This window comes from Nocardioides secundeburneus (genome assembly GCF_039939255.1).
Lineage (GTDB): Bacteria > Actinomycetota > Actinomycetes > Propionibacteriales > Nocardioidaceae > Nocardioides.
This window is the reverse complement of the sequence record NZ_JBDUUE010000005.1, coordinates 1-11,742: the sequence shown is the minus strand read 5'-3', so window position 1 is coordinate 11,742 and position 11,742 is coordinate 1. Positions and strand designations below refer to the sequence as shown.

Annotated in this window: 10 protein-coding genes; 6 read left to right on the top strand and 4 right to left on the bottom strand. The window is 72.3% G+C overall.

All coding sequences use genetic code 11. The features are described from left to right. Positions 1–61: 61 nt before the first annotated feature. The 3 genes from ABFT23_RS13805 to ABFT23_RS13795 are packed head-to-tail and all read left to right on the top strand — an operon-like array spanning position 62 to position 4,960. Positions 62–1,627 (top strand): hypothetical protein, encoded by a 1,566-nt coding sequence (locus ABFT23_RS13805; protein WP_347896107.1) that lies wholly within the window; start codon positions 62–64, stop codon positions 1,625–1,627. After that, positions 1,624–2,211, top strand: a complete 588-nt coding sequence (locus ABFT23_RS13800; RefSeq protein ID WP_347896105.1) for a hypothetical protein — start codon at positions 1,624–1,626, stop codon at positions 2,209–2,211. Before ABFT23_RS13805 ends, ABFT23_RS13800 begins: the two co-directional genes overlap by 4 nt. 34 nt (positions 2,212–2,245) lie before the next feature. After that, positions 2,246–4,960 carry a bifunctional acetate--CoA ligase family protein/GNAT family N-acetyltransferase gene (locus ABFT23_RS13795; protein WP_347896103.1) on the top strand — a complete coding sequence of 905 codons (2,715 nt, stop codon included), beginning with the start codon at positions 2,246–2,248 and terminating at the stop codon, positions 4,958–4,960. Positions 4,961–4,976: 16 nt separating this feature from the next. Here ABFT23_RS13795 and ABFT23_RS13790 read toward each other — a convergent pair whose 3' ends face one another. Next, a complete protein-coding gene (locus ABFT23_RS13790; protein ID WP_347896101.1) occupies positions 4,977–5,687 on the bottom strand; it encodes a hypothetical protein in 711 nt (236 codons plus the stop codon). A 29-nt stretch (positions 5,688–5,716) separates the two neighbouring features. Next, positions 5,717–7,006: a family 16 glycosylhydrolase gene (locus ABFT23_RS13785; RefSeq protein WP_347896099.1), complete on the bottom strand. Its 1,290-nt coding sequence runs from the start codon at positions 7,004–7,006 to the stop codon at positions 5,717–5,719. Between the two features lie 150 nt (positions 7,007–7,156). On the opposite strand from ABFT23_RS13785, the gene ABFT23_RS13780 reads away from it, so the two are divergent. From ABFT23_RS13780 to ABFT23_RS13770, 3 genes are read left to right on the top strand one after another with little or no spacing between them, the layout of a single operon-like run. Further along, positions 7,157–7,792 (top strand): LysE family translocator, encoded by a 636-nt coding sequence (locus ABFT23_RS13780; protein WP_347896097.1) that lies wholly within the window; start codon positions 7,157–7,159, stop codon positions 7,790–7,792. Positions 7,793–7,815: 23 nt separating this feature from the next. Further along, positions 7,816–8,403: a DUF5998 family protein gene (locus tag ABFT23_RS13775; RefSeq protein WP_347896096.1), complete on the top strand. Its 588-nt coding sequence runs from the start codon at positions 7,816–7,818 to the stop codon at positions 8,401–8,403. A 5-nt stretch (positions 8,404–8,408) separates the two neighbouring features. Further along, positions 8,409–9,521 (top strand): alkaline phosphatase family protein, encoded by a 1,113-nt coding sequence (locus ABFT23_RS13770; RefSeq protein WP_347896094.1) that lies wholly within the window; start codon positions 8,409–8,411, stop codon positions 9,519–9,521. A gap of 10 nt (positions 9,522–9,531) precedes the next feature. On the opposite strand, the gene ABFT23_RS13765 is transcribed toward ABFT23_RS13770, so the two are convergent. Together ABFT23_RS13765 and ABFT23_RS13760 are read right to left on the bottom strand one after the other, a co-directional pair. Continuing rightward, a complete protein-coding gene (locus ABFT23_RS13765) occupies positions 9,532–10,755 on the bottom strand; it encodes an SGNH/GDSL hydrolase family protein (RefSeq protein WP_347896092.1) in 1,224 nt (407 codons plus the stop codon). Positions 10,756–10,806: 51 nt separating this feature from the next. Further along, positions 10,807–11,460, bottom strand: coding sequence for a thymidine kinase (locus ABFT23_RS13760; protein WP_347896090.1), 654 nt, complete (start codon positions 11,458–11,460; stop codon positions 10,807–10,809). Positions 11,461–11,742 lie beyond the last annotated feature (282 nt).

Sequence of the window (11,742 nt, the reverse complement as noted above, 5' to 3'; positions counted from 1 at the left end):
CATCAGACGACCGGCCCGGCTGGGCCCACCACCACCTCTCCGAGCTCGAGGAGCAGCACCCATGTCCGATGACGTCGTCACCCCGCAGGACGTGCTCGCCGACGACATCCGCGACAAGCTGGTCGAGGCGGTGATCGATGCCTACATGCGCAAGGGCTGCATCGAGGACGGCACGGTCAACATGCACTGGGAGGACAAGAACGGCACCGACTGGACCTACCGGCTCGACGTCGGTGGCGCCACCGACCCGGAGATCGCCTGCGACTCCGACGGCAACTGGCGGCACAAGAAGTGGTGGCAGCCCGACGACCACCTCGGCAACGGCGTCGACTACGTCGACACCAACGACAACGCCTACGAGGTCCGCCTCTTCGACGCGAAGGCCAAGTGGGACGAGATCCGCACCACGATCGACAGCTGGCTCGACCCGTGGGTCAACGACTGCCCGAGCCCCAACGAGTACACCAACCAGATCAACAGCATCGCCACGGTCGCCCGTCAGCTCTACGTGGGCAGCCAGCCGGTCGCCGGCTCCGAGGGCTCCCCGCCGACCTCGGCCGACCCGGACCTGTGGGACTCGATGACCGAGCTCGACATCAGTGCCGACAACACCTCCCGCTCGCTCGACGTCTTCCAGCGCAGCTACTCCACCGACATCTGGAAGACCGTCGGTGGCCAGTACAGCCTGGTCTACGCCGCCGGTCTCGCGCTGACCGCCGAGGCGGCCGCGTGGAACGAGAGCTATCGCAGCCTGCGTGACTTCCTGAAGGTCGCCGCCCACGACTTCGCGACCTTCGCCGGGAGCGGCGACGGCAGCGGCGAGGGCACCGAGGCGGCGCTGGGGGCGACGTCGGCGGTGGCCGGACTGCTCGGCGCGACGGTCGGCGTGGCCTTCCCCCCGTTCGGCATCGCCATGGGCGTGCTGTCGAGCGCGACGGGCGTCGCGGCGCTGATGTCGCCGGCCGTCCCGGCGGTGGAGGACGCCTCGCTCCAGCTGGAGGGCGACACGTTCGCCGAGAAGTGGGAGTCGTTCAAGTCCGCGATGAAGGACATCAACGACGACCTGAGGGCCGCCGAGCTCGCCGTCCAGGACGGTTGCCGCGCCATGGCCGCCGACGTCGGCACCAAGCCCGACAACTACTCCCTCGTGGCCGGCGGCACCCAGGGCCAGGGCGCCCAGGACGACTTCGAGGGCATGCTCGGCCTCCGCCTCGACCTCGAGCTGTACAAGCTCAAGAACCTCGCCGGCGCCTGCCAGACGATCGGCGACCACCAGGTCGGCCTCGCCGGAGTGCTCGGCGGCACCGACGCCGACGGGGCGTCGTCCTACGACGTCAGCGACGAGTGGTACCGCGGCTACCTGCCCGAGGTCGGGCGGATCGGCTACGGCACCAGCGGCCCCTACTGGGCCTACAAGGCCCTGGTCGAGAGCACGATCGACCTGCTGGTGCAGGAGGGCAAGTACTCGCGTCAGGTCGCCGACTGGATGGTGGAGATGATCATCGGCATGGACGCCACCGACATGGACAAGCAGCAGGAGCTCGAGCGGCTCTCGGTGCCCTTCGACCGGCACGACCTCTCGGTCGGCAACGACGAGACCGACCCCAACAGCGTGACGAGCACGTGACCGCGACGAGGGGGCGCCGAGCCGCGCTGGTCCCGACCCTGCTGCTCGCGGTGGTCGGCCTGGCCGCCTGCTCGGGCGACGAGCCGGGGGAGACCTCGCCGTCCACGGGTGCCGACGGGCTCACCGCGCCGGGCACGGCGCTCGACGTCGGCGAGACCGCGCGCGTCACGCGCAACGACGCGAGCGGCACCGTCGAGCTCACCGTGCTCGACGTCGAGGAGGGCGACCCGGCCGATCTCGCCGCGATCGGGTTCGAGCGGGCCGACGAGGTCACTCCCTACTACCTGCACGTCGACGTCGAGCCGGTCTCGGGCTCCTCGGAGTTCGGGCTCGACGAGTACCTCAACGTCCGGGGCGGTGGCGAGCCGCTCGACCACCTGACGGTGCTGGAGCCCTTCACGCCCTGCCAGGAGGTCGCGGTGGCCGCCGACGACCTCGGCGAGAAGCGTGAGCACTGCGTGGTCTACGTCGCCGAGAACGGCGCGCCGCGTCCCGACCGGGTCTACTTCGTGAACAGTGACGACTACGACGCGGTCGACGACGGCGCGGTCGAGTGGGAGATCCCACCGCCGGGACGCACGTGACGGGTCGGGCGACCCGGCCCCGTAGTCTGGCCCCGTGACCGCGGATCCCCACACCGACGCGGACGCCGCGCCCGCGGCGCCGCGCCACTGGGAGGCCGACGTCCTGCTGCGCGACGGGCGCACGGCGCACATCCGCCCCATCCGTCCGGCCGATGCCGACCTGCTGGTCACGTTCTACGCGCGGGTCAGCGACCGGTCGAAGTACTACCGGTTCTTCTCGCCGATGCCGACGTTGTCCGACCGCGACGTGAAGCGGTTCACCGAGGTCGACCACGACCACCGTGTCGCGCTGGTGATGATCCTGCAGGGTCAGATGATCGCCGTCGGCCGCTACGACGTCGTCGGCGAGGCCGAGGCCGAGGTCGCCTTCCTCGTCGAGGACCAGCACCACGGCCGCGGCATCGCCCAGCTGCTGCTCGAGCACCTGGCCCAGGCAGCGCGCGAGCGCGGCATCGAGCGGTTCACCGCCGAGGTGCTGCCCGACAACAGCCGGATGATCCACACGTTCCGCGAGGCCGGCTACCGCGTCGTCAGCGGCTACGAGGACGGCGTGCTGACCCTCGAGTTCTCCATCGAGGCCACCGAGACCTCGATCGGCGTGATGCGGGGGCGCGAGCACCGCGCCGAGGCCGCCTCGATCGAGCGGTTCTTCAACCCGCGCTCCATCGCGATCATCGGCGCCAGCCGGCGGCAGGACACCATCGGCCAGGTGCTGGTGCGCAACCTGGTCACCGGCGACTACACCGGCCGCGTCTACGCCGTGAACCCGAGCGCCGGTGCGGTCTCGGGCCTGCCGGCGTTCAAGACGGTCGGCGACATCCCCGACGACGTCGACGTCGCGATCGTGGCCGTGCCCGCCGACGCCGTCACCGACGTCGTCCTCGACTGCGCGGCCAAGGGCGTGCACGGCATGATCGTGATCTCCTCGGGCTTCGCCGAGACCGGCGAGGAGGGACGGCGTCGTCAGCGCCACCTGGTCGGCCTCTCGCGCTCCTACGGCCTGCGGCTGATCGGCCCCAACTGCCTCGGCGTGATCAACACCGACCCCTCGGTGTCGGTCAACGCGAGCCTGTCACCCGTCATGCCGCCACGCGGCCGCGCCGGGTTCTTCTGCCAGTCGGGTGCGCTCGGCTCGGCGATCCTGGAGAAGGTGCAGAACCGCGGCCTCGGCCTCACGACCTTCGTCTCGGCCGGCAACCGCGCCGACGTCTCCGGCAACGACCTCCTGCAGTACTGGGAGGAGGACGACGCCACGGAGGTCGTGCTGCTCTACCTCGAGTCGATCGGCAACCCGCGCAAGTTCTCGCGCATCGCCCGTCGCGTCTCGCTGCGCAAGCCGATCATCGCCGTCCGCTCGGGCCGCACCACGCAGGGCGTGCCGATGGGGCACGCCGTGCGGCGCATCGCCGCCCCGCCCGAGGCGCTCGACGCCATGTTCAAGCAGGCCGGCATCATCCAGGTCGACACGCTCGAGGAGATGTTCGACGTCGCGCAGCTGCTGGCCCACCAGCCGCTGCCGCGTGGGCGTCGCGTCGCCGTCGTCGGCAACTCCGACGCGCTCGGCCTGCTGGCCGCCGACGCCGCGGCAGCGGTCGGCCTGCTCGTGACTCGATCGGTCACGCTGTCCGCCGAACCGTCGGCCGAGGACTTCGAGGACGCCCTCGACGACGTCATCGACGACCCCGAGGTCGACTCGGTGATCGCGGTCTACATCCCGCCGCTCAACGTGTCCGGTGAAGACGTCGCCAACGTGCTGGCCGCGGTGGGGGAGCAGTCCGACAAGCCTCTCGTCTCCTCGTTCCTGGGCGCCGAGGGCGTGCCCGAGCTCCTGCGCGTGCCCGACGTGGCCGGCGCCTCAGCCGGTCGTGGCTCGGTGCCGTCGTACCCGGCCGTCGAGGCCGCCGTGCGGGCGCTGGCGAGCGTCGTCGACTACGCCGTGTGGCTGCGCACGCCCGACGGGCCGCCGCCCGACCCGGCGCAGGTCGACACCGTCGCCGCCCAGCGGGTGCTCAACCAGGTGCTCTCGATCTTCCCCGACGGCGCCGAGCTGTCACGCGAGCAGGTGCGCGACGTGCTCGCCGCCTACGGCATCGAGGTGTGGGAGTCCGTCCCGGTCGCCACGCTGCGCCAGGCGCAGGCGGCCGGCAAGCGCCTCGGGTGGGACGTCGTCCTCAAGGCCACGGCCGAGGGTCTGCGCGAGCGCCCCGACCTCGCCCACGTGTGGCGCAACATCGACTCCACGAGCGAGATGCGCAGCGCGTGGGAGTCGCTCACCGACCTCGTCCGCGACCCTGCCGGCGCCGACTTCGTCGTCCAGAAGAACTCGGCGCCCGGCGTGCCCGTCGCCATCCGCAGCCTCGAGGACCCGCTCTTCGGGCCGGTGGTCTCGTTCGGCATCTCCGGACCGATCATCGACCTGCTCTCCGACCGCGCCTACCGCATCCCGCCGCTCGGCGAGCGCGACGTCGCCTCGATGGTGCGCGACGTCAAGAGCGCGCCCCTGTTGTTCGGCTACCGCGGCGCCGAGCCGGTCGATGTCGCCGCGATCGAGCAGCTCATCAGCCGGGTCGCCCAGATGCAGAACGACCTGCCCAACCTCAGCTCGCTCGAGCTCTCGCTGGTGCTGGCCGGGCGTGACGGCGCAACCGTGCTCACCGCCTCGGGCCGCGCGGCTCCGGTGGCCGACCCCCGCTCCGACTTCGTGCGCCGGATGAGCGACCACCCGGTCGGCGACACGATCCCCGAGTGAGACCGGGCCGGGACGGCTACGAGGCCTTCCAGAACAGCCCGCCGGCGTCGTTCAGGCCGATGTCGTAGGCGTCGGTGTCGACCCACGACAGGTAGTCGGGCACGGTGCCCTCGGGCAGCACGGCCCACACGCACGTCTCGAATCGCTCGCCGGGCGACGGCGCCTCGTCGAAGTCGGCGGACTCGCAGCCGTCGGGGTCGGGCGCGAGGCCCTTGTCGCCGGCCTCACCGTCGGTGTCGCCGAGGTTCCACAGGATGCCGAACGGGTCGGTGCGGTCGAGCCCGCCGGGCGTCTCCTCGGACAGCAGGCGGGCCTCGGCGCGCGCGAACCACAGGTCGTGGGTGTCGGAGGCCCAGCCGAAGCCGCCGAGGCGTTCGTCGATCTGGGCGTCGTCGCCCTGCTCGAAACCCGTCACCAGCAGCCGCATCGTGCCGGTGTCGTCGTCGGTGGACCGCACGGGCAGCGTGGCCGGGGTGCCGAGGCACAGCACCTGGCCGGGGTCGGTGAGACCGTCGGTGAGCGTCGGCTCGGTCGTGCAGGGGCGGGCCAGCAGCTCCTGGTTGCGCCGCTCGAGGGCGGCCAGGGGCCCACCGGCGGCGCTGCCCTCGGTGCCGCCGGTGCGGTCGGTGCCGCCCGGGCCGTCGTCGGGGTCACCGTCGTCGGAACAGGCTCCGAGGGCCAGGAGCAGGACGGCGAGCGGGGCCAGGAGCAGGCGTGGGGTGCGCACGGCCGGCTCCTACCCCGCCGCGGGCGGCGCTACTCCAGGCGCCACTTCTGGTTGGCGCCACCGGTGCACGGCCAGAGCACGAGCTGCGCCCCGTCGCCCGGGTTCCAGTCGACGATGTCGAGGCACTTGTCGGCCTGGGGGTTGACCAGGTCGCCGGCCCCCGAGAGCACCCACTGCTGGGCCGGGTTGGAGGAGCAGGTGGCGATCTGGACGGGTGTGCCGTCGCCCGTGCCACCACCGGCGATGTCGACGCACGTGCCGTTGCCGGTGCGCAGGGTGCCGCCGACGCGCTCGAAGCGTTGCGCCGCGGAGCCGTTGCAACCCCACATCTGGAGCCGGACGCCGTCGGAGAAGTCGCCGTTCGGGACGTCGAGGCACTTCCCGCTGAGGTTGCTCACGACGCGGTTGCCGGACGGCGGAGACGTGGCGTCGGTGGAGCTGACGCGGACCCAGTCGACCAGCATCTGCTGCGGGAACTGCGTGCTGCCGTCGGGGTAGCCGGGCCAGTTGCCGCCGACGGCGAGGTTGAGGATCAGGAAGTAGGGCTTGTCGAAGACCCACGGGTTGCCGTTCGTGCTCGCGGGCGTGACGCGGTGGTACTCCTGGTCGTCGACCAGCCAGCGGATGAGGCCGGGCGACCAGTCCACGGCGAAGGTGTGGAAGTCGTCGGCGAGCGCTCGGCCGAGGTCGCGCGAGCCGGTGATGCCACCGCCGCCCGAGTAGCCCGGCCCGTGCACCGTGCCGTGGACCCGGTTCGGGTCCTTGCCGACGTTCTCCATGACGTCGATCTCGCCGGACGCCGGCCAGCCCACCGACCCGATGTCCTGGCCGAGCATCCAGAAGGCCGGCCAGATGCCCTGGCCACGGGCGACCTTGATGCGCGCCTCGATGCGTCCGAACGTGGGGGCGTACGTGCCGGCCGTGGTGATGCGCGCCGAGGTGTACTGGCACGAGCCGTACCAGCACTGGTAGCCGCCGGGGTTCTCGCGGCGCGCGGTGATGGCGAGATGGCCCTGACCGTCGTGGGCCACGTTGCTGGTCGAGCTCGTGTAGTACTGGTGCTCGTTGTTGCCCCAGCCACCGCCGCCGGTCTCGAGGTTCCACCTCCCGCCGTCGACCGGCGAGCCGGCCGGGCCGTCGAACTCGTCGGACCACACGACGGCGGCCCGCTGCGCCGGTGCCGGTGCCGGTGCCTCCGTCGGTGCCACGGACACCGGGTCGGCGGCCGCGCCGGGCATCGGGACGGTGGTGGTGACGGCGGTCGCCGCCAGGCCCACGACGATGATCAGGGCGCGCTTCGCCCAGGTCGATCCACCCATGACGTGCCTCCTCGAGAACGGTCTACGGTCATCAGGTTCCCGCGACACTGCCGGTGCCGATCAGTTACGTCAAGAGACCTAACTAACTGGTTCGTCCCGAAGCCGGACTAATGACAGGCGCGCGGCGCCGCGCGCTGCCACACTCGACCCGTGCCCAGCTCGAGCCAGTGGATCGCGTTCGCCCTCGCCTCGATCCTCTTCACCCAGGTGCCCGGCCCGAGCCTGCTGTTCGTCATCGGCCGCGCCCTCACCGTGAGCCTGCGCTCCGCGCTCGTCTCGGTGCTGGGCAACGCGCTCGGCGTGGCCGTGCAGGTGGTCGCGGTCGCCGTCGGCCTCGGCGCGGTGGTCGCGGCCAGCGCCAGCGCCTACACCGCGATCAAGCTCGTCGGCGCGGCCTACGTCGTCTACCTCGGCGTCCAGGCCGTCCGGCACCGGGCCGACGCCCGCGCGGCGCTGGCCGAGGGTCTCGACCGACCCGCCCGTGAGCGCACCGGACGAGCGCTCGCCACCGGCCTCACCGTGGGCGTGACCAACCCCAAGACCATCGTGTTCCTCGTCGCCTTCCTGCCGCAGTTCACCGACCCGGGCGCGGCCGCCGGCCCGCAGGTCGTCGTCCTGGGGTTGGCGTTCTGCGCGCTGGCCGTGCTCTCCGACGGCACCTGGGCACTGGTCGCCGGACGGGCGCGCACGTGGTTCGCCCGCGAGCCGCGGCGCCTCGACGCGATGGGCGCCACCGGCGGCGTGATGATGATCGGGCTCGGCGCGACCATGGCCGCGCACCAGTGAGGCACCAGTGACAGACTGCGGGCATGCGTCCCACCCGTTCTGCTGACGACGTCGACCTCGCGCGCGAGCTCCGCAAGGCGATCGACCGCACCGGCTACTACCCCGAGGTCGTCGCCGACGCCGTCGCGGGCGCCGTCGCGGGCGAGCCCGTCGTGTCGTTCTACGTGCACCACGAGCCGACGTTCGAGAACGACGAGGTCCGCCGCCACCAGAGCGTCGTCGTCCTCACCCCGAGCCGGTTGATCCTCGCCCACACCGACGAGCACGCCGGCGACGACCTGCTGCCCGAGCCCTACACGTCCACGTCCACCGAGGCGATCAGCCTCACCTCCGTGAAGTCCGTGGTCGTCACCCGCATGACCGCCAACCCGACCAAGGGCCCGCGGCCGCCGGCCGAGGCCGTGATGACCATCGGCTGGGGCGGTGTCGCTCGCCTCGACCTCGAGCCGGCCGGTTGCAGCGACCCCGAGTGCGACGCCGACCACGGCTACACCGGCGTGCTCGCCTCCGACGACTTCTCCCTGCGGGTCTCGGCCGCCGCCGACGGCAAGGACGCCGTCGGTGGCCTGCTCGCCTTCGCCGCCGCCCTGTCGGCCCGGACCCAGCACTGACGACGGTGTTCGTCGAGCCGGCCTACGGCCGGCGGTCGCTGGCCGACGTCGTCCCCGCGGTCGCGCACGCCCTCGGCGTCCCGCTCGGCCCGCCGCCGTCCGGGCTCGTGCTGCCGCCGGCGCCGTCCTACGTCGTCTTCCTCGTCGACGGCCTGGGCGCCCGCCTGCTCGAGCGGCACGCGCACGCGGCGCCCTACCTGTCGACGCTGCTCGCGGCGTCCGAGCCCGGCACCGCGGGGGTGCCGTCGACGACGGCGACGAGCCTGACGTCGTTGGGCACCGGGCTCGGGCCCGGTGCGCATGGCCTCGTCGGCTTCACCGCCCGCATCCCGGGCACCGACCAGCTGCTCAACCACCTGTTCTGGGACGCCGACGTCGACCCGCTCGAGTGGCAGCCGCACCCGACGACCTTCACCTCGCTGAGCGCGGCCGGGGTGTCGGTCACCGTCGTCAACAAGCGCGAGTTCCGCGACACCGGCCTCACCGTCGCCTCCTCCCGCGGTGGGGAGTTCGTGGGCGCCGACAAGGTCGGCGAGCGCATCGCCGCCGCCGTCTCCGCCTCGGCCGCCCGGCCGGCGCTGACCTACCTCTACGACAGCGACCTCGACTGGACCGGCCACCGCTGGGGCGTCGCCTCCACCCAGTGGCTGCAGCAGCTCGCCATGATCGACGCCGAGGCCGAGCAGCTGCGCGAGGCCCTGCCACCGTCGACCCGGCTCGTGGTCGTCGCCGACCACGGCATGGTCGACTCGCCCGACGAGTCCCGGGTCGACGTCGACGATCACGCCGAGCTGCTCGACGGCGTCGCCCTGCTCGGCGGCGAGGCCCGGTTCCGGCACCTCTACTGCCGTCGCGGTGCCGTCGACGACGTCGTCGCGACCTGGACGTCGTTCCTCGGCGACCGGGCCACGGTGCTCTCGCGCGGCGACGCCGTCCGGCGGGGTTGGTTCGGCCCGGTCGACGCCGCCGTGCTGCCGCGTCTCGGCGACGTCGTGGTGGCGTGCCACGGCGACCTCGGCGTCTTCTCGACCGAGCGGTTCGCCTACGAGAAGACGCTCGTCGGCCTCCACGGCTCGCTCACGGCCGACGAGATGTTGATCCCCGTGCTGGTCGACTGATCCCGACCGCCTAGCGCAGGACCATGCTCGGCTCGCCGCCCACGAGACCGGGGCCGGCGATCGAGCACGTGCCACCCCGCGGGTCGCCGCCGTTCCACGCCTGACGCACGCACGAGCGGGTGGCGAGCTGGCCCCAGTAGTTCGGGTGGATCGACTCCTGGATGTAGTACGGGCTGTCGGCGCAGCAGGTCGAGATCGTGCGGATCTGGTTGACCCACTCGGTGCGGTCGACCGCGCCGGGCGACGTCCAGTCGGCGATGCCGACCTCCTCGTAGAGCCCGACGGTGCTCTCGCACAGCCGGCGGCCGTCGAAGGCCGACGCCAGGTCGAGCACCTCGACGTTGCTCAGGCCCGAGTCGGCCGCGGCTCCGGTGACGGCACCGTTGATGGTGGGCAGGGCGACGTCGTTGGCCCAGTCGGCGTCACGGCTCCAGAAGCCGCAGCCGCCGACGAACTGCCGGTCGAAGCCCGACTCGCGGTAGCGGATCGCGTCGCCGCGCGGGATCGGCGACGGGTAGGTCTGCACGAGCAGCGTCCACTGGTCGTCGGAGTAGCCGGCGGTGGTCATCGCCGTCCGCACGTTCTGCAGGGCGCCGGCGATCCGGGCCTGCACGGCGGCGACGTTGGCGGGGGAGAAGCGGTCGGTCACGTCGTCGTCCTCGGAGCACAGGCTCTTGGCCCAGGTCGGCGAGGTCAGGAAGCCGACCACGCAGTCCTGGACGACGTCGGCGAACCCGAAGTCGTTGCCGCCGACGGAGACCACGACGAGGCCGACGCGGTGCGTCGCGGCGAAGTCCTGCAGCATCCGGGCCTGGCCGTGGCGACCGGCGCCGTCGTCGTAGAAGTCGAGCCCGGGCTTGAAGGCGTCGCCGGCGGTCGTGGCGGTCTCACCGCCGGAGCAGGCGAGGTTGAGCCCGTTGACGCCGCCGCCGATGTAGGCCTCGGCCGACCGGCTGCGGTGGCAGCGCTCGATCTGCTCGCCGCTGCCGTCGGCGTCGTCGTGGTAGGCCGACGGGCCCAACGCGTCGGCGCGGGCGCTCGCGTCGTTGCTCGACCCGGCCCAGCGGCCGGCCTCGCCGCTGATGTAGGAGTCACCGAGGGTGACCACCCACGGCGTCCCGCTGCCGGGCCCGTCGGCCGCTGCCGCCGGCGGCGACGTCGAGGCCGTGCCGACGGCGAGCAGACCGGTCAGCAACAGGAGCAGGGCGGGCAGGATCCGCGGCGCACGGGGCATGGATCCAACCTGCTCGCTCCGCCCGTGTGTGGGTAGCGAGGAGTCCCTTGCTCAGCCGAACGGCAGCGGCTCGGGGGCGAGGCTGACGGCGTGCGCGCGCGCTGCCGTGAGACGACGCCGGTGGTGCTGGCGGCAGAGCACCTCGTAGGCCACCTCGGCCGGCGGACCGCCGGCGTCCTCGACGTCGCCGACGACGATGACCTCGCCCTCGACGACCATCACGCCGTCCTCGGTGCGGGCGTTGTGCGTGGCCCGCTTGCCGCACCAGCACAGGGCCTCGACCTGGAGCACGTGCATGCGGTCGGCCAGCTCGACGAGGCGGCGGCTGCCCGAGAACAGCACCGTGCGAAAGTCGGTGAGGATGCCGAAGGCGAAGACGTCGATCTGCAGCTCGTCGACCACCTTGGCGAGCTGGTCGACCTGCTCGGGGGTGTAGAACTGGGCCTCGTCGCAGATCAGGTAGTCGATGCGCGCGCCCTGGGTGAGCGAGTCGACGACGTAGCGCCAGAAGTCGAAGTCGGCGCCGACCTCCTGCGCCTGGTGGGTCAGGCCGAGCCGGCTGCTGAGGATGGCCTCGCCGGCCCGGTCGTGGGCGGTGAAGATGCGCCCGTGGCGGCCGCGCGCCGCGTGGTTGTGGTTGGTCTGCAGCGCCAGCGTGCTCTTGCCGGAGTCCATCGTGCCGGTGAAGAACTGGAGCTCTGCCATGAGGTCGAATCCTGCCATGGGGGTGGCTTCGTGGTGTCGGTGGTCGGGGTGGTCTCGACCTTCTCGGTGACTCTCCCGGGTGACTCGCGTGCGTGGTCGGGTTGGCCGCGCGCGGTAGCACGCCGCGTCTCGGCGTCAAGGACCAATCCCCACGGTGAACCGTCACACGGTTTCGGGGATTGGTCCTTGACCCCGAGCCTCGTGCGGCGTGCTGGTCCGGCGCGTGCGGTGGCGCCTCCGCAAGCTCCGGCGCACCGCCCGCCACAGCGCGGCCCAGGGGAG